The 25,733-nt window shown below is 62.2% G+C and carries 23 protein-coding genes and 1 riboswitch; of the genes, 17 read left to right on the forward strand and 6 right to left on the reverse strand.

Going from position 1 to position 25,733, the window contains the following annotated elements; translation table 11 throughout:
• Positions 1 to 106: 106 nt before the first annotated feature.
• Positions 107 to 1,531 carry an amidase gene (locus A4A58_RS14430; RefSeq protein ID WP_068733731.1) on the reverse strand — a complete coding sequence of 475 codons (1,425 nt, stop codon included), beginning with the start codon at positions 1,529 to 1,531 and terminating at the stop codon, positions 107 to 109.
• A gap of 132 nt (positions 1,532 to 1,663) precedes the next feature.
• On the opposite strand from A4A58_RS14430, the gene A4A58_RS14435 reads away from it, so the two are divergent.
• Positions 1,664 to 2,509: an alpha/beta hydrolase gene (locus A4A58_RS14435; protein ID WP_068733156.1), complete on the forward strand. Its 846-nt coding sequence runs from the start codon at positions 1,664 to 1,666 to the stop codon at positions 2,507 to 2,509.
• An 86-nt stretch (positions 2,510 to 2,595) separates the two neighbouring features.
• Here the strand turns inward: A4A58_RS14435 and A4A58_RS14440 are convergent, their stop codons facing one another.
• On the reverse strand, positions 2,596 to 3,027 hold the full coding sequence (locus A4A58_RS14440; RefSeq protein WP_068733158.1) for a winged helix-turn-helix transcriptional regulator: 432 nt from the start codon (positions 3,025 to 3,027) through the stop codon (positions 2,596 to 2,598).
• A 156-nt stretch (positions 3,028 to 3,183) separates the two neighbouring features.
• Here A4A58_RS14440 and A4A58_RS14445 point away from each other — a divergent pair, with 156 nt between their 5' ends.
• Together A4A58_RS14445 and A4A58_RS14450 are read left to right on the forward strand one after the other, a co-directional pair.
• Positions 3,184 to 4,059, forward strand: a complete 876-nt coding sequence (locus A4A58_RS14445) for an alpha/beta fold hydrolase (protein WP_068733733.1) — start codon at positions 3,184 to 3,186, stop codon at positions 4,057 to 4,059.
• 20 nt (positions 4,060 to 4,079) lie between these two features.
• Positions 4,080 to 5,081, forward strand: a complete 1,002-nt coding sequence (locus tag A4A58_RS14450; RefSeq protein WP_068733160.1) for an NADP-dependent oxidoreductase — start codon at positions 4,080 to 4,082, stop codon at positions 5,079 to 5,081.
• A 10-nt stretch (positions 5,082 to 5,091) separates the two neighbouring features.
• Here A4A58_RS14450 and A4A58_RS14455 read toward each other — a convergent pair whose 3' ends face one another.
• Entirely contained in the window at positions 5,092 to 6,102 is a 1,011-nt protein-coding gene (locus tag A4A58_RS14455; protein ID WP_068733162.1) for a polyprenyl synthetase family protein, read from the reverse strand.
• 236 nt (positions 6,103 to 6,338) lie between these two features.
• Here A4A58_RS14455 and A4A58_RS14460 point away from each other — a divergent pair, with 236 nt between their 5' ends.
• The 7 genes from A4A58_RS14460 to A4A58_RS14490 all read left to right on the forward strand — a co-directional run bounded on the left by A4A58_RS14460 (position 6,339) and on the right by A4A58_RS14490 (position 13,565).
• Positions 6,339 to 6,566, forward strand: a complete 228-nt coding sequence (locus A4A58_RS14460; RefSeq protein WP_068733164.1) for a DUF2007 domain-containing protein — start codon at positions 6,339 to 6,341, stop codon at positions 6,564 to 6,566.
• 4 nt (positions 6,567 to 6,570) lie between these two features.
• Positions 6,571 to 7,347 carry a tRNA1(Val) (adenine(37)-N6)-methyltransferase gene (locus A4A58_RS14465; protein ID WP_068733166.1) on the forward strand — a complete coding sequence of 259 codons (777 nt, stop codon included), beginning with the start codon at positions 6,571 to 6,573 and terminating at the stop codon, positions 7,345 to 7,347.
• Positions 7,348 to 7,579: 232 nt separating this feature from the next.
• Positions 7,580 to 8,464 (forward strand): S49 family peptidase, encoded by an 885-nt coding sequence (locus A4A58_RS14470; protein WP_068733168.1) that lies wholly within the window; start codon positions 7,580 to 7,582, stop codon positions 8,462 to 8,464.
• A gap of 108 nt (positions 8,465 to 8,572) precedes the next feature.
• Complete coding sequence (locus A4A58_RS14475) at positions 8,573 to 8,764, forward strand: hypothetical protein (RefSeq protein ID WP_068733735.1); 192 nt, start codon at positions 8,573 to 8,575, stop codon at positions 8,762 to 8,764.
• Positions 8,765 to 9,170: 406 nt separating this feature from the next.
• A complete protein-coding gene (locus tag A4A58_RS14480) occupies positions 9,171 to 10,103 on the forward strand; it encodes a glycine--tRNA ligase subunit alpha (RefSeq protein WP_068733170.1) in 933 nt (310 codons plus the stop codon).
• The gene (gene glyS, locus A4A58_RS14485; RefSeq protein ID WP_068733172.1) at positions 10,103 to 12,193 is read left to right on the forward strand and encodes a glycine--tRNA ligase subunit beta; all 2,091 of its coding nucleotides are present in this window, start codon (positions 10,103 to 10,105) and stop codon (positions 12,191 to 12,193) included. The genes A4A58_RS14480 and glyS overlap by 1 nt, the downstream gene beginning before the upstream one ends.
• Before the next feature lie 271 nt (positions 12,194 to 12,464).
• Positions 12,465 to 13,565: a hypothetical protein gene (locus A4A58_RS14490; RefSeq protein ID WP_068733174.1), complete on the forward strand. Its 1,101-nt coding sequence runs from the start codon at positions 12,465 to 12,467 to the stop codon at positions 13,563 to 13,565.
• Between the two features lie 265 nt (positions 13,566 to 13,830).
• Here the strand turns inward: A4A58_RS14490 and A4A58_RS14495 are convergent, their stop codons facing one another.
• Positions 13,831 to 14,196, reverse strand: coding sequence for a DUF1236 domain-containing protein (locus A4A58_RS14495; protein ID WP_068733737.1), 366 nt, complete (start codon positions 14,194 to 14,196; stop codon positions 13,831 to 13,833).
• A gap of 247 nt (positions 14,197 to 14,443) precedes the next feature.
• Here A4A58_RS14495 and A4A58_RS29665 point away from each other — a divergent pair, with 247 nt between their 5' ends.
• From A4A58_RS29665 to A4A58_RS14525, 7 genes are all read left to right on the forward strand, one after another.
• Positions 14,444 to 14,602, forward strand: coding sequence for a DUF3096 domain-containing protein (locus A4A58_RS29665; protein ID WP_081421867.1), 159 nt, complete (start codon positions 14,444 to 14,446; stop codon positions 14,600 to 14,602).
• A gap of 118 nt (positions 14,603 to 14,720) precedes the next feature.
• Positions 14,721 to 17,696: a pyruvate, phosphate dikinase gene (ppdK, locus tag A4A58_RS14500; RefSeq protein WP_068733176.1), complete on the forward strand. Its 2,976-nt coding sequence runs from the start codon at positions 14,721 to 14,723 to the stop codon at positions 17,694 to 17,696.
• A 362-nt stretch (positions 17,697 to 18,058) separates the two neighbouring features.
• Entirely contained in the window at positions 18,059 to 19,480 is a 1,422-nt protein-coding gene (locus A4A58_RS14505; protein WP_068733178.1) for a cell wall hydrolase, read from the forward strand.
• Between the two features lie 350 nt (positions 19,481 to 19,830).
• The gene (locus A4A58_RS14510; protein ID WP_068733180.1) at positions 19,831 to 21,084 is read left to right on the forward strand and encodes an MFS transporter; all 1,254 of its coding nucleotides are present in this window, start codon (positions 19,831 to 19,833) and stop codon (positions 21,082 to 21,084) included.
• 72 nt (positions 21,085 to 21,156) lie between these two features.
• Positions 21,157 to 21,309: riboswitch (FMN riboswitch) on the forward strand.
• A 95-nt stretch (positions 21,310 to 21,404) separates the two neighbouring features.
• On the forward strand, positions 21,405 to 21,899 hold the full coding sequence (locus tag A4A58_RS14515) for a 6,7-dimethyl-8-ribityllumazine synthase (RefSeq protein ID WP_068733738.1): 495 nt from the start codon (positions 21,405 to 21,407) through the stop codon (positions 21,897 to 21,899).
• Between the two features lie 137 nt (positions 21,900 to 22,036).
• A complete protein-coding gene (acuI, locus tag A4A58_RS14520) occupies positions 22,037 to 23,023 on the forward strand; it encodes an acrylyl-CoA reductase (NADPH) (RefSeq protein ID WP_068733182.1) in 987 nt (328 codons plus the stop codon).
• A 111-nt stretch (positions 23,024 to 23,134) separates the two neighbouring features.
• Entirely contained in the window at positions 23,135 to 23,767 is a 633-nt protein-coding gene (locus A4A58_RS14525) for a hypothetical protein (RefSeq protein WP_068733184.1), read from the forward strand.
• A 5-nt stretch (positions 23,768 to 23,772) separates the two neighbouring features.
• On the opposite strand, the gene A4A58_RS14530 is transcribed toward A4A58_RS14525, so the two are convergent.
• Both A4A58_RS14530 and A4A58_RS14535 read right to left on the reverse strand, forming a co-directional pair.
• On the reverse strand, positions 23,773 to 24,924 hold the full coding sequence (locus A4A58_RS14530) for a M48 family metallopeptidase (RefSeq protein WP_068733186.1): 1,152 nt from the start codon (positions 24,922 to 24,924) through the stop codon (positions 23,773 to 23,775).
• Between the two features lie 26 nt (positions 24,925 to 24,950).
• On the reverse strand, positions 24,951 to 25,511 hold the full coding sequence (locus tag A4A58_RS14535; protein ID WP_068733188.1) for a LemA family protein: 561 nt from the start codon (positions 25,509 to 25,511) through the stop codon (positions 24,951 to 24,953).
• Between the last annotated feature and the right edge of the window lie 222 nt (positions 25,512 to 25,733).

Genomic DNA, 25,733 nt, shown 5'->3' on the forward strand with positions numbered 1-25,733 from the left:
CAAAAGTCTATGTAGGGTAGCGGTACTCCGGGCGGCCCTGCCCAAAGGCATTGTCATGGCCGGCACAAGGCCGGCCATGACAACAGAGTACGAGGGTGGAGTTCCGTTACTTCGCCGGGCGCGGATCGATCGGCGTGGAGTCGCGCAGGCCCAGAATGTCTTCCAGCACGCGTGCGCCGGCGAGCAGCGAGGCTTCGCCGCGCGGCGGGCCGACGACCTGCAATCCGACCGGCAGACCCGTCGATGTGAAGCCGCAGGGCATCGACAGCGCCGGGCAGCAGGTCAGCGTGATCGCATAGACGATGCCCAGCCACTGTACGTAGTTGTCGAATTTGGTGCCGTTGCATTCGGCGAGATAGCGCTGCTCGATCGGGAACGGCGGCGTGATGGTCGCCGGGCACAGCAGCAGGTCGTATGTCTGGAAGAACTCATAGGCCCGCGCAGCCAGCGTGACACGCTGCGCTTCCGCCTTCGCCAGGTCATCAACCGTGAGCTTCAGGCCCTGCTCGATGTTCCAGATTACTTCCGGCTTCAGCTGATCGCGCTTGTCGCGGAGCAGCTGGAGCTTCGAGATCGCGAAGTCATAGGCGCGCAGCACGTGGAAGCATTCGTGGGCTTCGCGCAGGTCGGGATGCGCTTCCTCGACGATGACGCCAGCGTCGGCGAATGCCATCGCTGCCTTGCGGGTGATGGCGACCACTTCGGGATCAACCGGGGTGATGCCGAGATCCGGCGAATAGGCGATCCGCTTCGGCTTGGTGCCGGCGCGCACGGCGGAGCGGAATGAGGTCGGCAGTTTCGGCAGCGAGATCAGATCGGCAGGATGTTCGCCGCTCATGGCGTCGAGCATCAGCGCGAGGTCTTCCACGGTGCGGGCCATCGGGCCCTGCACGCTCACCATCCGGGCGAGCGCCACGGCGGGCGTCGACGCCACACGGCCGACGCTCGGACGTAAGCCGACGATGCCGCAGAAGCTGGCGGGGTTGCGCAGCGAGCCGCCCATGTCGGAGCCATGGGCAATCCACGCGGTGCCGCTGGCAAGTGCTGCCGCGGCACCGCCCGACGAGCCGGCGGCCGACTTCGAGAGGTCCCATGGATTGAGCGTTGCGCCGAACACTTCGTTGAACGTATTGGCACCCGCGCCGAATTCAGGCGTGTTGGACTTCGCATAGATCACGCCGCCGTTTTCTTCGAGGCGTTCGACCAGAACGTTGGACTTGGTTGGCACAACGTCCTTGTAGATCGGCGATCCCTGTGTGGTGCGCACGCCGGCCACCGCGGTGAGATCCTTGATGGGCACCGGCAGGCCGGCGAGGATTCCGCGTTCGCCGAGCGGCTTCTTCATCAGTTCTTTCGCAGCGTCGCGCGCGCGGTCGAAACACAGGATCGGCAGCGCATTGACCTGGCCATCAACTTCCTTGATGCGGGCTTCCAGCGCGTCCAGCAGATCGAGCGGCGTTACCGTCCCGGCATTGAGTTGATCGACCACGGCACAGGCCGTTGCTTTGATGAGATCTTGCTGAGAGGCCACGCACTTCTCCAATTTTGGATGCAGAGCAATTCGTATGCTTGGGATGTCGATCCCGACGTAGCCGTGTAGACCATTTTCTGGATAAATGGGACTCGCAGGCAGTGTCGCCTCACACAATGCAGGGATGCAACCATGAGTAAGCCTTTCGGCGATTCCAACTGGCGCGCGATGTCACGCGAGCAGCTCGATGCCGGTCTGAACAACTCGACCGCCGTTGCGGGCAGCGCCGACATCACCGCCGGATGGGGCCAGCGCTCCGACGCCATGAAGGCGAAGTATCCCGCGCATCTCGACACTGCCTATGGCCCGCGTGAGCGCAACAAGTTCGATTTCATCAAGGCTGCCGAGGGCGGCCCGACACTGCTGCTGATCCACGGTGGCTACTGGCAGATGCGCTCGAAGGACTTCTTCACCTGCTTCGCCGCGGGTCCCATCGCCCATGGTATCAACGTCGCTGCGATTGGTTACACGCTCGCGCCGGATGCGACTCTCGATGAGATCGTGGCCGAGATGCATGCCGGTGTCGATGCGCTGGTTGAGAAGCTGCCGTCGCTGGGCGGCGATCCGAACCGCATCGTGGTGTCCGGCTGGTCCGCCGGCGGTCATCTCACCTCGACGACGCTGTCACATCCGAAGGTGAAGGGCGGCGTCGCCATTTCGGGCATCTACGATCTCGAGCCGATCCGCGCGTCCTATCTGAACGAGAAGCTCAAGCTCGACGAGGCGATGTCGAAGCGCCAGTCGCCGTTGCTGCAGGATGGCGGCCCGAACAAGCCGCTCGCGCTGGTGGTCGGCGGCGGCGAATTGCCGATCCTGCGCCAGCAGACCGCGGACCTCGCGGTGCATCGTGCACAGCATGGCCTGCCGGTGAGCTACGAGGAGATTCCGGGCGCCGATCACTTCTCGATCATGAAAGAACTGGAATCGCCGACGGGGCGGATCACGACGCTGATCAAGGAATTGGTAGCGCGGATTTAAAAGCGACCAACATCTCAAACCGGAAGCGTATTGCGGACGCGGTGCAGCGCTTGTTGCACTGCTTCATCGGCTGTAGCGCGCGCGGTTCATTCGATTGCGACGACGCGAATGGGACGTGTTCCGACCGGGGCGCCGGTTGCGCGGTCGATGGTAACGGGATCGATCTCCGTTCCGGTCTCTGCGTCGAAGAACCGGGTGACGTCGCCCCCGCCGCGATGCTTGCGTCCCCACGCGCCGATCGCAAACAGCACCGGCAGAAAGTCGCGGCCAGCGTCCGTCAGCACATATTCGTCCCGTGGCGGACGCTCGGAATAGCGGCGTTTCTCCAGCAACCCCTCGTCGGTCAGGGCTGAAAGACGCCCCGTCAGCATCGTCGGCGCGATACCGAGGCCTTTGCGGAAATCATCGAAGCGGGTCAGCCCCGCATGGGCGTCGCGCATGATCAGCATGCTCCATGCGTCCCCCACTACCGCGAGGCTCCGGGCAATCAGGCATGGCTGGTCCGAAAGATTCTTCATGTCAGTATCTTTTTAGTAGTGACTTACTATTCTTTCGATAGTAACACCGCCTACAAGGATGTTCCACGATAAAACGAAGGCAGAAGCGATGAGTACAGGAGAGCGCAGCCGCATCGGGCTGATGACAGCACAGGTGCTGCGGCAATGGAGCAAACAATGACGAGTGCTCCTGGCAACGTCGGATCTGCTGTGCGCTACGTTGAGGCGCCCAATCTCTCCATCAACGTCGAAGGGACTGCCTTTGCCTATCGAGACCTGGGCCCCCGGGGCGGCGTGCCGCTCATTCTCCTCAACCATTGGGGAGCGGTGCTGGATAATTTCGACCCGCGGATCGTTGACGGCCTCGCCAGCAAACATCGCGTGATCGCGACTAACTATCGCGGCATCGGTGCGTCGGCCGGCGCGGCACCTGTGACCATCGACGAAATGGCGCGCGACGCGATTGCCCTGATCCGCGCGCTGGGTTTCGAGAAGGTCGATCTGCTCGGCTTTTCCCTCGGCGGATTTGTGGCGCAGGATATCACGCTGAAAGCACCTGACCTCGTGCGAAAGCTCATCCTGACTGGCACCGGTCCTGCGGGCGGCAAAGGTATCGACAAGGTTGGAGCGGTATCCTGGCCGCTCATGATCCAGGCTCTGCTGACGCTGCGCGACCCGAAATTCTATCTGTTTTTCACATCCACGGCGAATGGTCGCCAGGCCGCGAAGGCCTTTCTGAAGCGGCTGAAAGAACGCAAGACGGACAGGGACAAGGGCCCGGCTCCCGGCGCTTTTCTGCGGCAACTCAAGGCAATCAAAGCCTGGGGCCGACAGGCGCCTCAGGATCTCGGCCGTATCAAGATCCCCGTCCTGATCGCGAATGGCGACAACGATATCATGGTCCCGACTGTGAACAGCACCGACTTGGCCGAACGCATCCCCGGAGCGCAACTGGTGATCTACGAAGACGCCGGGCATGGCGGGATATTCCAGTACCACGCCGATTTCGTGCCGAAGGCTCTTTCCTTCCTGAGCGACTGGCGCCGCTGCTAACCTGAAATTGGAGAAAGCCCATGAAGGCATTCGTCGTTGATAAGTACAAAAAGAAGGGCGCTCTGCGCCTGACCAACGTGCCCGAACCGGAATTGCAGGACGATGATGTCCTGGTCGGGATTCACGCCACGGCTGTGAACCTTCTGGATTCCAAGCTCCGGGATGGAGAGTTCAAGCTCATTCTTCCCTATCGTCCACCCTTCGTCCTCGGGCACGACGTCGCCGGAACAGTTGTCAGGACTGGACCCGGTGTCAGGCGCTTCAAGGTGGGCGACGAGGTCTATGCGCGGCCGCGCGATCATCGGGTCGGCACATTCGCCGAATTCATCGCCATCAATGAAGCTGACGTGGCGCTGAAGCCGAAAAACCTCAGCATGACGGAAGCGGCATCCATCCCGCTGGTGGGGCTGACGGCGTGGCAGGCGCTGGTCGAAGTGGGCAAGGTGAAGCCCGGCCAGAAGGTCTTCATTCAGGCCGGCTCCGGTGGTGTCGGGACTTTTGCAATCCAGCTCGCCAAGCATCTCGGCGCTACAGTTGCGACGACAACCAGTGCAAAGAATGCCGAACTGGTCAAAAGTCTCGGGGCGGATGTGGTCATCGACTACAAGACGCAGGACTTCGAGAAGGTCCTGTCGGGCTACGATCTTGTGCTGAATAGTCAGGATCCAAAGACGCTCGATAAATCTCTGGGTGTGCTCAAGCCGGGCGGCCAGCTCATTTCCATTTCCGGTCCGCCCGATCCGGCTTTCGCCAAGGAAGCCGGTCTGAACCTGTTCCTGAAACTGATCATGCGCCTGCTGAGCCGTGGCGTGAGGAAAAAAGCCAAGCGCCTCGGTGTACGCTATTCATTCCTGTTCATGCGCGCACAGGGGCAGCAGTTGAGTGAGATTACGTCCCTGATCGAATCCGGCGTGATCCGACCGGTCGTCGACAAGGTGTTCCCGTTCGAGAAGACCGGGGATGCACTGGCTTATGTCGAGACCGGGCGCGCGAAGGGGAAGGTCGTGGTCGCTGTGCAGTAACGTCTGGCGCTTAATGCGTCCGTGCCAGGCAGAACGCCACGACCTGCTCCAGTGCAGTCTTCATCGGTGACGACGGAAACAGCGCCAGCGCATCGACGGCCATGGCGCCGTAATGCTGGGCGCGGTTGATCGTGTCTTCCAGTGCGCGGTGCTTGGTCATCAGGCCGATGGCGTGATCGAGATCGCCTTCGCCGATCTCGCCGCGCTCCAGCGCCTTGATCCAGAATTCGCGCTCGGCGTCGTTGCCGCGGCGGAAGGCGAGCACCACGGGGAGCGTGATCTTGCCCTCGCGGAAATCGTCGCCGACATTCTTGCCGAGCTTGGCGGCCTTGCCGCCGTAATCGAGCACGTCGTCGATCAGCTGGAAGGCGATGCCGAGATTCATGCCGACCGAACGGCAGGCGGTCTGTTCGGCCTTCGGGCGGTTCGCGATCACCGGGCCGACTTCGCAGGCGGCGGCGAACAGTTCGGCCGTTTTGCCGCGGATGACGGCGAGATATTCGTCTTCGGTGGTGGCGGTGTTCTTGGCGGCGGCGAGCTGCATCACTTCGCCCTCGGCGATGGTGGCGGCTGCCGAGGAAAGAATATCGAGCGCGCGCAGCGAGCCGACCTCGACCATCATGCGGAAGGCCTGGCCGAGCAGGAAGTCGCCGACGAGCACCGAGGCCTCGTTGCCCCACAGCATCCGCGCCGACAGCTTGCCACGGCGCAGTTCGCTCTGGTCGACTACGTCGTCATGCAACAGCGTCGCGGTGTGCATGAATTCGACGGAGGCCGCGAGCTTGATATGGCCATCGCCGGTGTAGCCGGTGAGATTGGCCATCGCGAGCGTCAGCATCGGGCGCAGCCGCTTGCCGCCCGACGAGATCAGGTGGTTGGCGACCTCGGGGATCATGGTGACTTCCGAGCCGGTCCGCGACAGGATCGTCGCATTGACGCGCTCCATGTCAGAGGCGACAAGGCTGACCAACTGGTCGATCGACGCTGTCGCGTGACTCTCGAAGGGAACAATCACCGCCACGCTGGGCTCTCCGAATTACAAGGGCGCTTCGTCGGGCCATGAAAAAGGCAGGCACTGGCAGCGCTTATATTCAAATAGGGCGAATTCACGTTGAAAACAGGTGTCCCCATCTGCTGAATTGCCGTCGACCGATATCGGGCCGCACAATAGAAACTGCGCAGCGGCGCGGCAAGGGCATCGGAACCTTGACTTCCCCATAGATACACACCCGGTTACTGGCAGGGAGCGACCTCCAATTGCGCGAAATCATGCGGACGAACGATGTGGTGCTGGTCTCGGCGGTGGGCGCGCTGCTCGACGGCGCGAATATCCACCATCTGGTGCTGGACCAGAATATGAGCGTGATCGAAGGATCGCTGGGCATCATTCCGCGCCGGATTCTGGTGCATGAGGACGATGACCTGCAGGCGCGCCGCGTGCTGACGGATGCCGGACTGGCCCACGAGCTGCGGCCGCAGGATTGATGTGATGGCTGACGCGATCGTGACCACGGCGGACGGCTTCCTGGGTGGCCAGTTGCGGCTGCGGCAGCCGAAATCCGGCCATCGGGCCGGCCATGACGCGATCCTGCTGGCTGCTGCAACGTCGGCACAAGCCGGTCACAAGGTCGTCGATTTCGGATCGGGCGTGGGGACGGCCGGTCTGGCACTCGCCAAGCGGGTGCCCGGCCTATCCCTGACGCTGGTCGAGATCGATCCGCAACTCGCTGAACTGGCGAGAGAAAACGCCGCAGCGAACGGTGTTGCGACGGCTGTCGTTACGCTCGATATCGCCGCGAGTGCCGATGTTTTCGCTGCCGCAGGCCTGCCGCAAGACAGCGCCGACGTGGTGTTGATGAATCCGCCCTTCAACGACCCTGCGCGCCATCGCGCTTCGCCGAACAAATCGCGCGAGATCGCCCATGTCGCGACGGAGGACACGCTGCAGACATGGATTCACGCCGCGCGCCGGGTGCTCAAATCCGGCGGCGTGCTGACACTGATCTGGCGCGCGGATGGTTTGGCCGATGTGCTGGCCGCGCTGGACCGCGGGTTCGGGAGTGTCGCAATCATGCCGGTGCATGGTGACACGACAGCGCCGGCGATCAGGGTGTTGGTGCGTGCTGTAAAGGGTGGCCGCGCGCCTGCGGCAATTGAGCCGGGCATCTCGCTGCGGGATGAGAATGGTGCGCCTGATCTCCATATCCAGCAGGTGCTGGCAGGGCAGGCGGTTCTGCCATGGTCATCGCTTCCGACATCGCCCTAGGCGATGCCGCAGTCAGTATGGTTTATCGAGGAGCTGTTTCGGAGCGTTTCTGCGGCGCAGACGTGAAATGAATCGCCGTCAGGAGCGTGCCGATGATCAGCATGAGCAGATAGATTTTCATGTCTTCTCCCGCTGCTGCGTAAAGGCCTGTTATGGTTTTCAAACGCTGAAAGCGTCTCTCGGTTCAATGACAGCAGCGTGATAAAAGTTGGTTAATGTTGAGGAAATTTGAATGAGCGAATCCAATATAAAGGCGGCGATCACAAGGCTGCTGCCTGCGCGTTTCCGTCGCGCTTCTGCAGTCGTTCCGGTGGTGCGTCTGTCCGGCACGATCGGCGCCGTCACGCCGCTGCGCCCGGGATTGTCGCTCGCAGGCGTCGCGAGGCTACTGGACAAGGCATTCGCGACAAAGAATGCCAAGGCCGTTGCGCTGGTGATCAATTCGCCGGGCGGCTCGCCAGTGCAGTCGCGGCAGATCTATCTGCGCATTCGCCAGCTCGCGGCGGAGAAGAAACTACCGGTGTTCGTGTTCGTCGAGGACGTCGCCGCATCCGGCGGTTACATGATTGCCTGCGCGGGCGATGAAATTTTTGTCGATCCGTCCTCGATCGTCGGCTCGATCGGCGTGGTCGGCGGCACCTTCGGCTTTCAGGAGCTGATCAAGAAGATCGGCGTCGAGCGCCGCCTCTATACCGCGGGTGAGCACAAGGCGATGCTCGATCCGTTCCTGCCGGAAGATGCCGATGATGTGGCGCGGCTGAAATCGCTTCAGCGCGAAATCCACGCGATCTTCATCAACCTCGTGAAGGAGAGCCGCGGTGCCCGGCTGAAGGGCGCCGAGGATGTGTTGTTCTCCGGGGAATACTGGGCCGGCGAAAAATCCATCGCGCTTGGCCTCAGTGATGCCATCGGCGATCTGCGCTCGGTGCTGCGTGCCCGCTATGGCGACAAGGTGCAGATGCCGGTGATCGCACAGCCATCCGGCATGTTGTCGGGTCTGCTCGGCCGCAAATCGGGAGCGGGCTCGCAGCTTTCGATGGACGGCCTGTCGGGACTGCCGGATCAACTGATCTCAGCGCTGGAGACTCGTGCGCTGTGGTCCAAATACGGCTTTTAGCAGGACGGTATTGCGCGGCATTTGGTGTCGCAAAAGCCAATTGCGGGAAACCGGCGGTTGCGCGAGACTATCGGCAGGGGGCTTGAGATGAACGACAGGAATCGACAGATGCCGCCGCTGGTCGCACTCGCAGGCGCGCTTGGGAGCGCAGCCCTCGTCCGCTGGGCCTATAGAACCGCCAAGCGGATCAATCATGAGTTGGAAGAAGCCCGCCAAGCGCGGGTAGCCGAACGCAGCGGGACCACGGAAGTCCCGACCCTGCGCCGTGATCCCGTCACGGGCGCCTACCGGCCGGGCTAGCCGCCGTAAACTGGGCGCCAAAACATTTGCGCCGGCCTGAGGACGGGGCACGTCCTCAAGACCGGCGACAAAGTTGGGCTTTCAGGCTTGGAGGTCCCTTGGCCCTGGACATTTGGACAACTTAAGACTTGGAGGTCTCCGGCCCGTGCGACTGTCGTCGTTCGGGCCTTTCGATGGGGCAAGTCCCGACGTCCGGGTTCGTTCCCACCGATGCCATCAGGATAGCGCGCGGGGCTTAACGACTGCCCCTGCGTATCAGGCCATCTCCCGGCGCAGTTACCCGCCGGTTACCGCCAAATCCACCCCGCTTGCCTTGATTCCCGAAGGCCGCGCCGATACGGTCCGCGCGCTTTGATCCGCCTTGATCCCCTTGGCGAATCCCCGGAAAAACGGCCCAGAAACCACCATGGACTCCCTGCCTCCGCACATGCGCCCGGAACGCTCGTTCCAGGGCTTCATTCTCGCTCTGCAGCGCTTCTGGGCCGAGCAGGGCTGCGTGATCCTGCAGCCCTATGACATGGAAATGGGCGCCGGCACCTTCCATCCCGCGACCACCTTGCGCGCGCTGGGGCCGAAGCCCTGGAAGGCCGCCTATGTGCAGCCGTCGCGTCGGCCGAAGGACGGCCGCTATGGCGAGAACCCGAACCGGCTGCAGCATTATTATCAGTTCCAGGTGATCATGAAGCCGTCGCCGGCGAATTTGCAGGATCTCTATCTGCAATCGCTGAAAGCCATCGGTATCGACACCGCCTTGCATGACGTGCGCTTCGTCGAGGACGACTGGGAGAGCCCGACGCTGGGCGCCTGGGGCCTTGGCTGGGAATGCTGGTGTGACGGCATGGAAGTCAGCCAGTTCACTTACTTCCAGCAGGTCGCGGGCGTCGAATGCGCGCCGGTCGCCGGCGAGCTCACTTACGGCCTCGAACGTCTCGCAATGTATGTGCAGGGCGTCGACCGCGTCTACGATCTCAACTTCAACGGCCGTGACGGCGCCGACAAGGTGACCTATGGCGACGTCTTTCTGCAGGCCGAGCAGGAATATTCCCGGCACAATTTCGAACATGCCGATACCGCGATGCTGTTCGAACAGTTCAAGATGGCCGAGGCCGCCTGCAAGAAGTATCTCGATGCGGGCTGGAAGGGCGGCAAGCGCGAAGAACATCTGATGGCGCTGCCGGCCTATGACCAGTGCATCAAGGCCAGCCATGTCTTCAATCTGCTCGATGCACGCGGCGTGATCTCGGTCACCGAGCGCCAGAGCTACATCATGCGCGTCCGCGAACTCGCCAAGGCCTGCGGCGAAGCGTGGGTGCATACCGAAGCCGGAAGTGCTGCCTGATGCCTGATCTCCTTCTCGAACTGTTCTCCGAAGAAATTCCCGCCCGCATGCAGGCCAAGGCGGCGGAAGATCTACGCCGCATGGTGACCGATCGTCTGGTGGCCGAAGGCCTCGTCTATGAAGGCGCAAAAGCCTTCGCGACGCCGCGTCGTCTGACGCTGACGGTGCATGGCATTCCCGCACGCCAGTCGGACCTCAAGCAGGAACGCAAGGGACCGCGCGTCGGCGGCGCCGAAGCCGCGATCCAGGGCTTCCTCAAGGCGACCGGCCTCAACTCGCTCGATGAGGCAAAAATCCAGCGCGACCCGAAGGGCGATTTCTACATCGCGCTGACCGAAAAGCCGGGCAAGCCCACGGTCGACGTGCTGGCCGAGATCCTGCCGATCATCATCCGCACCTTCCCGTGGCCGAAGCAGATGCGCTGGGGTGCGGCTTCCGCGAAATCGAGCGCGCTGACCTGGGTGCGCCCGCTGCATTCCATCGTCGCGACCTTCGGCATCGAGACCGAAGAACCGGAAGTGGTGCAGTTCGACCTGAGCGGCGTCAGCGTCGGCCAGACCACCTACGGCCATCGCTTCCTCGCTCCCGACGCGATCCAGGTGCGCCGCTTCGACGACTACGTGGCGAAGCTGCAGTCCGCCAAGGTCGTGCTCGATCCCGAGCGCCGCAAAGAAATCATCCTCGCCGATGCGCGGCAGCTCACGTTCGCGCAGGGCTATGAGCTGGTCGAAGACCCCGCGCTGCTCGACGAAGTCGCCGGCCTGGTCGAATGGCCGGTGGTGCTGATGGGCTCGTTCGACAAGGATTTCCTGTCGATCCCCGACGAGGTGATCCGCGCCACCATTCGCGCCAACCAGAAATGCTTCGTGGTCCGCGATCCCAAGACGCAGAAGCTGACCAACAAGTTCGTCATAACAGCCAATATCGAAGCCAGTGACGGTGGCACCGCGATCATCGCCGGCAACGAGCGCGTCATCCGCGCGCGCCTGTCCGATGCGAAGTTCTTTTACGAGACGGACCTGAAGACGAAGCTGGAATCGCGACTGCCGAAGTTCGAGCAGATTGTGTTTCACGAGAAGCTCGGCACACAGGCCGCGCGTATCGCGCGCATTGAAAAGCTCGCTGCCGAGATCGCCCCGCTGGTCGGCGCCGATGCCACGAAGACCAAGCGCGCGGCGCAACTCGCAAAGACCGATCTGCTCACCGAAGTGGTCGGCGAGTTTCCAGAGTTGCAGGGCCTGATGGGCAAGTATTACGCGCTGGCGCAAGGCGAAGACGCCGCTGTCGCTGCCGCTTCCGAGGATCACTACAAGCCGCAGGGACCGACCGATCGCGTGCCGAGTGATCTTGTCAGTGTCGCCGTGGCGCTGGCCGACAAGCTCGATACGCTGGTGGGTTTCTGGGCGATCGACGAAAAGCCGACGGGATCGAAGGACCCGTTCGCGCTGCGCCGTGCGGCGCTCGGTGTGATCCGTCTGATCATCGAAAACAATCTGCGCCTCAAGCTGAAGTCTGTCGCGTTGTCTCATGCATCGACGATGACCGGCTATGACGAGAGCAAACCGGCCGACCTGCTCGCCTTCTTCGCCGACCGCCTCAAAGGCCAGCTTCGCGATCAGGGCGCCCGTCACGATCTCGTCGACGCGGTGTTCGCGCTCGGCGGTCAGGACGATCTGTTGATGGTCGTTCGTCGCGTCGAAGCGCTCGGCAAGTTTCTCGACAGCGACGATGGCAAGAACCTGTTGGCCGGCACCAAGCGCGCCAACAACATCCTCGCCATCGAAGAGAAGAAGGAGAAGCGCAAGTTCGACGGCGCGCCGGATGCTGCGTTGTTCAAGCTCGATGAAGAAAAGGCACTGGCCAGGGCGATTGCCGAAGTTGGGCTGGAAGCGAGCGCGGCTGTTGCCAAAGAAGACTTTGCCGGCGCGATGACTGCCATGGCCAAGCTGCGCCCGGCAGTGGACGCCTTCTTCGACAGAGTGAAGGTCAATGACGACGACGCGGCGGTCCGCGAAAATCGTCTGAAGCTGCTGAACGAGATCCGCGCGGCAACGCGTGCGGTGGCGGATTTCTCGAAGATCCAGGATTGACGCGGGGCGCACCGTCCTCTCCCCACGTCATGGCCGGGCTTGACCCGGCCATCCATCTTCCTTCGTCATTTGCGGCAAAGGTGGGTGCCCGGGTCAAGCCCGGGCATGACGGAGTTGGTGGGCACGACGGAGCCAGGACGACTCATGTGGCGCCGTTCAGAAATATCCTGACACCTTCCGAAACATTTACCTTCCATTAACCATCCCTTGAAATGGTCCGGTTCCGTAACGGTTTCTTAACCGTCGCTTCCCAGCGCGGACAGGACTGCTCATGACTTCGGTCAATACCGGCCTCAATCCCTATGCCAATTACGGTTCCGCCTATGCGCGAGCCGCCGCCACCGCGCAGCCGTCGCTGGCCAATGCGCTCAACAGCAATGAGAGCGCATCGTCGTCCTCGCCGGACGCGGCGACCAATCTGACGCTGTCGGATGCGGCGCGGGCGAAGCTTGCGAGCTCCGGCTCCGACAAGGACATCGCGACCGTCATCACGGATCTGCGGGCGAAGCTGGCGGCCCAATATGTGGCCGCGAAAGCGATCGGGCCGCTGGATAACAACGGCAAGCTGACGATCGATCTCTCGACACTGGATCGCCGTTCGCTCTACGCCATGGCCACCAACAATGGGGGCACCTTCACCGCCGACGAACAGACGGTCGCCAAAGCTGAACTGGGCAATCGTTTCAACGCAGCGCTGGCGCCTGCCACGGGTACGGCTAAGCTCACCGGCGATTTCAGCGGCATCTACACCGCGGCACTGGATTATCTCGATGCCGCCGGCAGCGAAGAGAAAGCCTCGGCGTCCTGGTCCGCGCAGCGCGAGGCCATGCTGAAGGGCATTCAGGCGACCGAGCAGACACCGACCAAGGCGCCATCAGGCATCGCCAACGATCCGGTCGCAGCCTATCTCGCGCAGCCCGATACAACGACGCCCGTGCAGGACATCGCCACCGTTGCGAAGAGCGTGCGCGCGGCGCTGGATGCGCAGGCCAAGGCGGCGCAGGAGGCGGGCAAGGGCGAACTGGTTTACGACAGCCGCCGCAAGACCGGCCAGCTCGCGGATTTCTCCGCCGTCGACAACCGTTCGCTGTCAGCGATCTCGCTCAATCAGGATGGTCTGTTCTCGAAGGAAGAAAGCTTCGCCGCCAAGCAGGTGCTCGATTCACGCAATCGCACCAGTATTCTCGAAGCGCTGCAGGCGAGCCAGAAGAGCGGCGATCCCAGCCAGTTCAGCCTCGGCATTCTCAATACCTATTCGGCGATGAGTGATGAGGAGCGGACCGCATCCAACTGGACGCCGAGTTTCCGCGATAACGCCGTGGCGAGCTACAAATCGACCAACCACATTCTGTCGCTGCTGAAGAGCGGATAAGCGTCGATACAGGAAGGTGCTGCAATACTCCGTCCTCATCCTGAGGAGCGGCGTCTTCGCCGCGTCTCGAAGGATGGCTGCAAACGCCGGCGCTCACCCATTCATGGTTCGAGACGCGCGAAGTCGCGCTCCTCACCATGAGGCGGAGCTTGTGGCGTCATGCGCAAACAAAAAAGCCCCGCCCGGTGGGGGATGACCGGGGCGGGGCTTCTTCGCCCGGTCGCCATTCGCGGCGCCCGAACGAATCTTTTTTCAACGTGACGTGCTAATCGACGACCTGCACGATGCGGCGCGAGCGCGGCTCCACCAGCACCGTCTGACCATTCACCACCGTGTAGCGATACGGCGTCGTCGCGACCGTCTGCGGCACGTCGTAATACATCACGCCGGCTTCCGGCAGCGTGGTGCCAACCACGATGCGATCGGGCACAGTGAAGGTCGGCACGCGTTCGCGCACCACATATTCACGGAATGCCGGACGCGCCTGCACTGTGATGCCATCCGGATCGTTGTTGTCGACGATCACGCGATCGCCCCCCGATACGCCGACGGTGACGCCCTGAGCCTGCACTGCCAGCGAAGTGCCGAGCGCGCCGACAAGGGCCGCTGCTGCAATAAGTTTGTTTCGCATGATCGTCTCCTTCGTGAACGATGTCCGGCTTGCCGCGCCGGTCTGTGCCATCCAGCCTGGTTTGATTTATTCACCGTCCGCCAATGCATGCCGCCAGCGATCGTTCCGGAATTTTCCACGCGCAATTGCTGGTTTTTGATGCACTGCATGCAGGTATGCGGGAACCCATTGATGGGCAGGGCGTCTTTATGCTGCTAAATCCCCGCGGCGCATCGCGCCCGAATCGATTCCCTCACGGAGATCCTCCATGGTCATCACGGCAGCTCACATCCAGCCGATTGTCGCGCTTATCGCTGGCGTTCTGATTCTGATCATGCCGCGATTTCTGAATCTGGTGGTGGCGATTTATCTGATCTTCATCGGACTGGCCGGGCTCGGTGTCTTCAAGCTGCTCAAAATCGGCTAAATTCTGACACGGCCGTTACCTACAGCGGTACCTCCGGGCTGCTTGCGCCACGTCCCTGAAACGTGGTGTAACGCGGCACATTTCCCTGTCGTTTCCTCTCGCGGATTGATTGAGAACCATGGCCAAAACCGCCTCGAAGTCCAAGAAAGCCCCTGCGAAGTCAAAGCTGTCCAAGGCTGCGCCCAAAGCAGCTTCGGTGGCCCGCAAGGCGCTTAAGAAGCCAGTTGCAAAACCTGCAGCAAAATCCGCGGTGAAGGCCAAAACGGCTGTGAAAGCCAAATCTGCTTTTAAGGCAAAGGCCGCGCCGAAACCGGTTGCAAAGGCTCCCCCATCGAAGAAAGCGGTTGTAGCCAAGACTTCGGCGACCAAGGCAGTCAAGAAGGCCACCAGCAAGCCGGTGACTGACGTCATCAAGGCGGGCAAGTGGGTTTATTCGTTCGGCGGCGGCAAGGCCGAGGGCAAGGCCGGCCTGCGCGACCTGCTCGGCGGCAAGGGCGCGAACCTCGCCGAAATGGCCAATCTGGGCCTGCCGGTGCCTCCCGGCTTCACGATTCCGACCTCGGTCTGCACTTATTTCTACGCGAACGGCAAATCCTATCCGAAGGAATTGCAGTCGCAGGTGGAGAAGGCGCTCGAGGCCGTCGGCAAGATCACCGGCAAGGGCTTCGGCGACGAGAAAAATCCGCTGCTGGTTTCGGTGCGCTCCGGCGCCCGCGCCTCGATGCCGGGCATGATGGACACGGTCCTCAATCTCGGTCTCAACGACACCACGGTGGAAGCGCTGGCCGAACTGTCGGGCGACAAGCGTTTCGCCTATGACAGCTATCGCCGCTTCATCACCATGTATTCCGACGTGGTGCTCGGCTTCGAGCATCATCACTTCGAAGACATTCTCGACACCTACAAGGACAACAAGGGCTACACGCTCGACACCGATCTCGACGGTGACGATTGGGTCAAGCTCGTCGGCCAGTACAAGGAAGCCGTCGCGCGCGAAACGGGGAAGGACTTCCCGCAGGATCCGCACGAGCAGCTCTGGGGCGCCGTCGGCGCCGTGTTCTCATCCTGGATGAATACCCGCGCGGTGACCTATCGCCGCCTGCACGATATCCCGGAGTCGTGGGGCACCGCCGTCAGCGTGCAGGCCATGGTGTTCGGCAATATGGGCGAGACCTCGGCCACCGGCGTTGCGTTCACGCGCAACCCGTCGACCGGCGAGAGCAAGCTATATGGCGAATTCCTGATCAACGCGCAGGGCGAGGACGTGGTGGCGGGCATCCGCACGCCGCAGGACATCACCGAAGACGCGCGGATCGAGAGCGGTTCGGACAAGGCGTCGATGGAAGCGGCGATGCCGGAGGCGTTCAAGGAATTGACGCGCATCTATACCCAGCTTGAGAAGCACTACCGCGACATGCAGGACATGGAGTTCACGATCGAGCAGGGTCGGCTCTGGATGCTGCAGACCCGCAATGGCAAGCGTACTGCTAAGGCGTCGATTCGCATCGCGGTCGAACTCGCCAATGAAGGCGTGATCTCGCAGAAGGACGCCGTATCGCGCATCGATCCGGCCTCGCTGGATCAGCTCCTGCATCCGACCATCGATCCATCAGCTAATCGCGACGTTATCGCCACCGGTCTTCCGGCATCACCGGGCGCCGCCTCGGGCGAGATCGTGTTCTCGTCGGATGAAGCCGCCAAGCTGCAGGCCGATGGCAAGAAGGTCATTCTCGTGCGCGTCGAAACCTCGCCGGAAGACATTCACGGCATGCACGCCGCTGAAGGCATTCTCACCACCCGCGGTGGCATGACCTCGCATGCGGCGGTGGTTGCGCGCGGCATGGGCAAGCCCTGCGTCTCCGGCTGCGGCACTGTCCGCGTCGATTACGGCCGTGGTACCATGAGCATCGGTGGCCGCGTGTTCAAGGCAGGCGACGTCATCACCATCGACGGTTCGGTTGGCCATGTGCTGTCCGGCCGCATGCCGATGATCGAGCCGGAATTGTCGGGCGAATTCGCAACGCTGATGGGCTGGGCCGACAAGGTCCGCAAGCTCAAGGTCCGCGTCAACGGCGACACGCCGGAAGATGCGCGCACGGCGATCAAGTATGGCGCCGAAGGCATCGGCCTTTGTCGTACCGAGCACATGTTCTTCGAAGAGACCCGCATCCGCACCGTGCGCGAGATGATCCTCGCCGAAGACGAGCAGGCCCGCCGCGCCGCGCTTGCCAAGCTGCTGCCGATGCAGCGTGCCGACTTCGTCGAACTGTTCGAGATCATGAAGGGCCTGCCCGTCACGATCCGTCTGCTCGATCCGCCGTTGCACGAATTCCTGCCGCACACCCAGGGCGAGGTCGAGGAAGTGGCCCGTGTCATGAACACCGATCCGCGCAAGCTTGCGGACCGTGCGCGTGATCTCGCCGAGTTCAACCCGATGCTCGGCTTCCGCGGCGTACGCATTGCGATCGCCTATCCGGAAATCGCCGAGATGCAGGCGCGCGCGCTGTTCGAAGCCGCGATCGAAGCGGGCAAGCGCACTGGCGAACAGGTCGGCCTCGAAGTCATGGTGCCGCTGATCGTCACCAAGATGGAGTTCGATCTCATCAAGGCGCGCATCGATGCCACTGCGGTGTCGGTGATGAAGGAGACCGGCGGCAAGCTGAACTATTCGGTCGGTACCATGATCGAACTACCGCGTGCCTGTCTGCTGGCCGGCGAGATCGCCGAGACCGCCGAGTTCTTCTCGTTCGGTACCAACGATCTGACGCAGACCACCTTCGGCATCAGCCGTGACGACGCTGCAAGCTTCCTCGGTACTTATATCGCCAAGGGCATTCTGCCCGTCGATCCGTTCATCACGGTCGACCGCAGCGGCGTCGGCGAACTGGTGAAGATCGGCGTCGCGCGTGGCCGCAAGACTCGCCCCGATATCAAGGTTGGTATCTGCGGCGAGCATGGCGGCGATCCGGCATCGGTAGCCTTCTGCCATGAGATCGGCCTCGATTACGTATCGTGCTCGCCCTATCGCGTGCCGATCGCGCGTCTCGCTGCAGCACAGGCTGCGCTCGGCAAGGAAATCTCCAGCCAGGCGTAAGTGCTTTTCGATTTCATGATCTGAAAAATGGCCGGGAGTTCCCCGGCCATTTTTATTTGCGTGCCTCATGCCGTGTTTGTTCGTGCGTCGGAATGGAACTCGCAAATATTTTCACGCGCGCGCAAATTTCTCTTCATCATCTTTGTCAACGCGATGTTTACTACTTTTGTGGAGGCCCAGTTTACCAAGGCTTTCGAATGATTTTGCGCTGCGCTCGTACAGCTTGCGTGTGACGTCGTTGCATCGCCGATTAACTCCGCGGCAACTTTGATTCCGTACTAACGAAATAGATCGAAATGTACGGATGTGCTGATGAGTGCCGTGCAGGGCGATGCTGGTGTAAGCGTTGCGTGAGCGTATCGATGTTAGTACTGCGTAACCGGCCGAAGGGCGCGCGTGGCGCGTTCTTCGGCTTCGGTCTCTGCGTTTTCGCATTGGCCCCGACAGAATCTGGATATCAGGACATCGCCTCGCTGCTGGCTCGCCAGCCGGGCGTGACCGAACGCTGGCAGAAGCGCGTGTTCGCGCCCGCCGTCTCCTCCATCCAGGTTGCGACATTCTCGTTCGGCCGCCCGATGGGAACGGCCTCGCGCAATCCGACCTTGCAGCTCGCCAGCCTCGACAATTCCGGCATCGACATCACCGGTGCACTGACCCGCAATCCGCTGGCGCAGCCGCCGCGCCGCTATGAAGCCGCCGATTTTCCGAAAGTGGATCGCTCGCTGAAGGGCGATCGCCTGGCCATCCGCGCGCCGGAGACCGTGGCGCCCGATGAGCCGGCCAGACAGGATTCATTCGACGACAACAGATCGGTGATGGGCGCGAAGACCGTCGATGCACTGCCATCCGCGCAGCATGCGCCCCTCGATCCCGAACTCGATGAAGCGCTGCGTGCCCCGCCGCTCGCTCAATACGACGCATCGCAGCCCGTGCAGCCCACAGAGGACGCCAAGACCGATGCAGCGGTGATCCCCGTCGAGCCGGCGCCGGCCAAGGACGGCTTTTCTGTGAAGACCGCGAGCCTGTTTTTCGGAAGCTCGTTGCTCGGCGCATCGGTCGAGACAATGGAACGCTGGCAGCCCGGCGAAGAGCCGACCATCGTAATGCCAGGCACAGCCGTGCCGGGCATAGCTATGCCGGGCTCGACGCTTGATCCTGACATGAAGGCTACAGCGATGGTGCCGAATGCGGCGATCAACCCGACCGACGGCGGTGAAAGCGTTGCCGGCAAAGGCGAGGTCAACAGCGCCAATCAGCGTGCGAAGACGCCGGCCGAACGTATGGGCCTCACCGAGCAGACCCGCGGCAAGCAGGAAAAGTGTCTGACGGAAGCCATCTACTTCGAGGCCCGCGGCGAAGCGGTGCGTGGCCAGATGGCGGTGGCGCAGGTGGTGATGAACCGCGTGTTCTCGGGCTTTTATCCCACCACCGTGTGCGGCGTGGTCTATCAGAACAAGCATCGCCGCCTGGCCTGTCAGTTCACCTTCGCCTGCGACGGCATTCCGGATGTGGTGAAAGAGCCGGATATGTGGGAGCGCGCCCGCAAGATCGCGAAGGCGACGCTGGACGGCCGGATCTGGCTGCCGGAAGTCGCGAAGTCCACGCATTACCATGCCTATTGGGTGCACCCGTCCTGGGTCCGCGAGATGAAGAAGATGTACAAGACCGGCGTGCACTCCTTCTATCGCCCGCGAAATTGGGGTGACGGCAGTGAGGCACCAAGCTGGGGTACGGCGGCGCAGACAGCGGAAATTTCCGCCAAGCTCTCCGAAATCAAGCCGTAAGAACTTTACCTCCGAGCCTATCGAAGAGCGGTGCCATGCCCGGCGCCGCTCTTTACCTTTTGAGCACAGGCTTGTTGCGCACGGACTTCTCCCACGTCATGGCCGGGCTTGACCCGGCCATCCAGTTTTTCGCTCGAAATTAGATGGATGCCCGGGTCAAGCCCGGGCATGACAGCGTTTGTGGCCCCAATTGCATCGCTGCATTGCGAGGACCCAAATCGGCGCCAGGGGTCTTTAGATTTCCATGCGAATGCATTAATCTCCGTTCAGTCCGGGGACGGGCAGCGAGCTGTTTGCTGCGCCCTGCAAGCCGGCTGAATTTTCAATCCGAATTGATCCGGGGAAACGACATGGCGGCAATCGACGGCGCGACGCGCCCGGCATCTGGTTTTGGCTGGCGTACGCCGCTGGTGATCATCATCTGCGGATCGCTGATCGGCATGCTCACCTTCGGGCCGCGCTCGAGTGTCGGCTTCTTCATGCAGCCCTTCAGCCAGGAGTTCGGCTGGGGCCGTGACGTTTTCGCGCTCGCCTTCGCCGTGCAAAACCTGCTCTGGGGCATCGGCCAGCCTTTCGCCGGCGCCGTCGCCGACAAGTTCGGCAGCGTGCGCGTGATCTGCCTCGGCGCCTTCCTCTATGCGGCTGGTTTGCTGATGATGCGCTATTCCTCGACACCGCTTGAGCTGAATATCAGTGCTGGACTGCTGATCGGTTTTGGCCTGTCCGGTTGCTCGTTCAATCTGGTGCTGTCCGCCTTCGGCAAACTGGTGCCGCCGGAATGGCGCGGTATCGCGCTCGGCGCCGGCACCGCCGCAGGCTCGTTCGGCCAGTTCATTTTTGCGCCTTTCACAGTGGCGATGATCGACAACACCGGCTGGCAGGCGACGCTCACCGTGTTCGCGGTGCTGATGTTGCTGGTGATCCCATTGTCGCTCGCCTTGGCGACTCCGACCGCGAGTGCCGCGTCCGCCGACGCGCCGGTGGCGCAGAAGCAGTCGTTCAAGAGCGCACTCACGGAAGCCTTTGGCCATCGCTCCTATGTGCTGCTGGTGCTGGGCTTCTTCACCTGTGGCTTCCAACTCGCTTTCATCACCATGCATCTGCCGGCCTATCTGGTCGATCGCGGCTTGCCCGCGGCTGTGGGCGGCTGGGTGATTGCCATCATCGGCCTGTTCAACATCATCGGCTCGCTGACGGTCGGCTATGTGCAGGGCAAACTGCCGAAGCGCTATATCCTGTCCTTCATCTATTTCACCCGCGCGCTGGCGACGGTGGCCTTCATCATGCTGCCGCTGACCACCACCTCGGCGCTCGTCTTCGGCGCCATCAGCGGGCTTGCCTGGCTCTCTACCGTCCCGCCGACATCGAGTCTCGTGTCGCTGATGTTCGGCACGCGCTGGCTGGCAACGCTCTATGGCTTTGCCTTCTTCAGCCATCAGGTCGGCGGTTTCCTCGGTGCCTGGCTGGGCGGTGTCGTGTTCGACAAGTTCGGCTCCTACACGCCGGTGTGGTGGCTGTCGGTGCTGTTCGGCGTGTTGTCGGCGCTGATCAATCTGCCGATCGTGGAAGAGCCGGTGAAGCGTCCGATTGCACAGCCGGCATGATCTGCATTCTCCGGCGTTGACTCGCTGACCTTCAGCGATAAAAATTGATCTTTGCCGCTCCGATCGGGGCGGCTTCGTTCTCAGGGCGGGGTGAAAATCCCCACCGGCGGTAATTGAGCGCAAGCTCAGGAGCCCGCGAGCGCCTGACGGTTCACGCCGTCAGGGTCAGCAGATCCGGTGCGATGCCGGAGCCGACGGTCATAGTCCGGATGAAAGAGAACGGGTATGCGCAGGGAATCCGCCTAGGCGGATGCTCGGCGTGTGACCGTACGTCCTGATTCTGGTCTCAAACCGCGAGAGCATCCATGAATCAGCCTGTGATGAAATTCAAAGCCTCCTCTTCCCTCAACTCTGCACCAGCGACCGGGCGAATCGCCTTCATCCAGTCGTGCTGGCACAAGGACATCGTCGATCAATGCCGTGTCGGTTTTGTCGCCGAACTTGCACGGCATGGTGTGCCTGACAGTCAGATCGATGTCTTCGAAGTGCCCGGCGCCTTCGAAATTCCGTTGCAGGCGAAATTGCTGGCGCGCACCGGGCGCTATGTCGCGATCGTCGCCACCGGGCTCATCGTGGACGGTGGCATCTATCGCCATGAATTCGTCTCTGAGGCGGTGATCAACGGGTTGATGCGGGTGCAGCTCGACAGCGATGTGCCGGTGATCTCGGCGGTGCTGACGCCGCAGCATTTCCACGAACATGCCGAACACGTCAGGTTCTTCCGCGAGCATTTCGTCGTGAAGGGCACCGAGGCGGCGACGGCCTGTGCAGCGACCATCGCCAATATCGCGGCGACCCGGCAACTGGCCGCCTGATCGCCGCAACACCGCGTTATGCCGTACGGCCGGGCAGGGCTGCAAGGCTCCTGACCGCCTGGTGCGGGTGGCGTTTCCCGCCACGGCACGGCATAATTCGGCAGCAGAAATCACAAGCAAAATTCGGGAGAAGCGTGTTGGGAACGTTCAAGGCTGTCCGCATCGACAAGGCTGACAAAGGCACCACGGTTGCGCTGACGCAGTTCGATGAATCCGAATTGATGGACGGCGACGTCACCGTGCGGGTCGAATGGTCCACGGTGAATTACAAGGACGGCCTCGCCGTCACCGGCAAGGCGCCGGTGGTGCGCCGATTCCCGATGATCGCCGGCATCGACTTTGCCGGCACGGTGGAAGTCTCGTCCAATCCGAACTGGAAGCCCGGCGATAAGGTCATCGGCAATGGCTGGGGCATGGGCGAAACCCATCTCGGCGCCTATGCCGAAAAGACCCGAGTGAAAGGCGACTGGCTGGTGCGGCTGCCGGACGGCATGACCACCCGCGATGCCATGGCGGTCGGCACCGCCGGTTACACCGCGATGCTTAGCGTGCTGGCGCTGGAGAAGCACGGGCTGAAGCCCGCCGATGGCCCAATCGTCGTGACGGGCGCCGCCGGCGGCGTCGGCTCGGTGGCGATCGCCGTGCTGTCGAAGCTCGGTTACCAGGTCATCGCCTCGACCGGCCGGACCTCGGAGGAGGGTTATCTCAAGGGCCTCGGCGCCAGCGAGATCATCGACCGCAACGAACTCTCGGGACCGGCCAAGCCGCTGGCCAAGGAGCGCTGGGCCGGCGGCATCGACAGCGTCGGTTCGACCACCCTGGCGAATCTCCTGTCGATGACGAAGTATCGCGGCGCCATCGCGGCCTGCGGTCTCGCGGCCGGCATGGACCTGCCATCTTCGGTTGCACCCTTCATTTTACGCGGCGTGTGTCTTCTCGGCATCGATTCTGTCATGTGCCCGATCGAGCTGCGACAGCAGGCCTGGGCGAGGTTGGCGACGGATCTGGATCACACAAAACTCGCTGAAATCACTCAGGAAATTTCGCTGGACCAGGTGATCGACGCCGGCGCCAAGGTGCTGGCCGGGCAGGTGCGCGGGCGAATCGTGGTAAAGATCGGCTAACGACGTTCAGACTTTACCAACCAACCTGCTCCATTGTTGCCACGGTTGGTATGGTAAGCAGCGGGTAAAGACATCAGGCGGTCATCCGCGCTCGGTTGTTCGGAGTATCCTATGGTTGCGCGTTATGTGTTGGGAGCGGTGCTTGCCGCCACGGTGGCGACCCCCGCGCTGGCTGGGTCGATGACGGCCGAAGAGGCCCGCAAGTTTGTTGCCGGCAAAGTCTTTGCCTTTACCTGTTTCGACGGCACCCGCGGCGCAGACCGCGTGTTCGACGATGGCGGTGCGGCGGGCGCGGTGCAGTTTTCGGGCTCCGGTCCGGCGCGTAACATGCGCCTGCCGGGCAATACGCTTCAGGTCCGCGGCGAAGCCATCTGCGCCTCGATCAAGGGCATCCCGTTCGAGCCGTGTTTCAATCTCAACAAGAATGACGAACGCAGCTTCCGTGGCTCGGTCTCCGGCATGGGCTTCGCCTATTGCGATTTCCGCCACCAGGGCGGCCGGGGCCAGATGCTGATGGCGCGTTCGCTGTCGGCCCCGCGCTCGCTGCGCGCGCCGTCCACCACCCGTTCGGCCGATGCTTCCGCTGGTGCCGACAATACGGTGACCCGCGTCTCGACCCCGCGCGTCGAGAGCAGCAAGATCGACGCCGTCGGATCGATCAAGTCCGAGCCGGCCAAGGAAATTGCCAAGACGCCGGAGCCTGAAAAGACCGAAGCGCTCGAACTGCGTAAATCCACCAACTAAGCAAGCTAGGCGTGGCGACTCCAGGGGCCCCGTAGCGGCTCCTGCGCGCTGCCTGCAAGCGATTTGCCGTTGCTCCATGGACCGGACCTCGGCGGCAGCGGCGGCGTCTCCGTGCCGTTTGAAACCTCTGCTGCGTCCGTATCGGACGGCAGTGCCATCCGGCCGGGATCGTGTCCTCCGGCGAATTTCACCAGTGCCGCGACCCGCGAATCCACCGACGGATGCGTCGCGAACAGATCGGCAAAACCCTCGCGGGGATTGTCGATGCACATCTCCATCACGGCCGATGTCGCGCCGGGCAGTTCGCCGCGGTTCTCGATCTTGCGCAGCGCCGAGATCATGGCGTCGGGATTCTTGGTCAGCTCCACCGAACCCGCATCGGCCAGTAGTTCGCGCGAGCGCGACAGCGCGAAGCGCACCACCAGCGACAGCGCCCAGGCCAGCGCGATCAGTGCCACAGCGATGATGATGACAATGACTGCACCGCCGCCGGAACCTTTGTTGTTGTCGCTCGAGGACGACGAGCGTGAAGGGCTGCCGCCGAAGCGGAAACCGGAATTGATGAATATCCGGAAGAACAGTTCGGCCGCGAAGCCGACCACGCCGGCGATGATGACGGCGACTACCATCAACTGCACGTCGCCGTTGCGGATATGCGTCAGCTCGTGGCCGAGCACCGCTTCCATCTCGTCATCGTTGAGCGCGCGCAGGAGGCCCGTCGTGACCGTGACAGAATATTGCCTGGGGTTCAGGCCGGTGGCGAAGGCGTTCAGCGCATCAGAGTCCATCACCTTGAGCTTCGGCATCGGAATGCCGCGTGAGATGCAGAGATTCTCAAGGAGATTATAGAGCCGCGGCTGCTCCTGCCGCGTCACGCTTTCGCTACCGGTGATGCTATCGATCATCTTTTGATGACCGAAATAGGCGATGACGATCCACAACACTGCGCCGATAGTGGCGAAGGGAAGCGCCTTGATCAGGTCGCGCGTTGCGGCGTTGATGTAATACGCAACCGAGCCATTGCTGTTGACCACCACCTCGCCGATCAGCGCGCCGGCGAACACCATCACATAGATTAGCAGGAATAATCCTGCGAGCAGCAGCATCGAACGCGTCTTGTTCGAGGCGATATGCGTATAGAGACCATAGGCGGCCATGATGCGCTGCTCGGTTCAGGCCGTGATCAGAACTTGACCTGCGGCACGGCTTCGACCTCCTTGCGGGTCTCGCCGAGATCGAAGAACTCCTTCGGGTGGAAGCCGAAGGTTCCGGCGAACAGAGCCGCGGGCATCTGCTGGATGCCGGTGTTGTATTCGGACACGGCATTGTTGAAGAACCGGCGCGAGGCGGCGATCTTGTTCTCGATGTCCGAGAGCTCGGTCTGCAGCTGCTGGAAGTTCGTATTGGCCTTGAGGTCCGGATAGGCCTCGGACAGCGCGATCAGCCGGCCGAGCGCGCCAGAGAGCTGGTTTTCCGCCGCGCCGACCTGCGCCGGGCCCTGTGCGTTCATCGCCGAATTGCGCGCCTTGATGACGTCGTCGAGGGTGCCGCGCTCATGCGCGGCATAGCCCTTCACGGTTTCGATCAGGTTCGGGATCAGGTCGTGGCGCTGCTTGAGCTGCACATCGATATCGGCAAAGGACTGGTTGACCCGCTGGCTCAGCGCCACCAGCCGGTTGTAGGCGGCAAATGCCAGGACAATCAGGACAACGATGACGCCAAGAACGATCCAGCCGGTCGACATGTAAGAACCCCCAAAGAAACCATCAAACCCAAAGCCTAGCCGATCATGCGGCCGCAGAGCAGGGGCCGCAGGCAGTTGCGGCACGGATTGGTCGCGGCGAGGGTGGAATACGTTCAAGGTGGCGAGGCCTGGCCAATGACCGGCGTTGCCCCCACGCCTTCCTGCTGATGACGAGAAGAAAGTCAGCGCTGCAATCCTAGGGATACTATCCCCGGCATACTT

Source organism: Tardiphaga robiniae, from assembly GCF_001618955.1.
GTDB lineage: Bacteria > Pseudomonadota > Alphaproteobacteria > Rhizobiales > Xanthobacteraceae > Tardiphaga > Tardiphaga robiniae_A.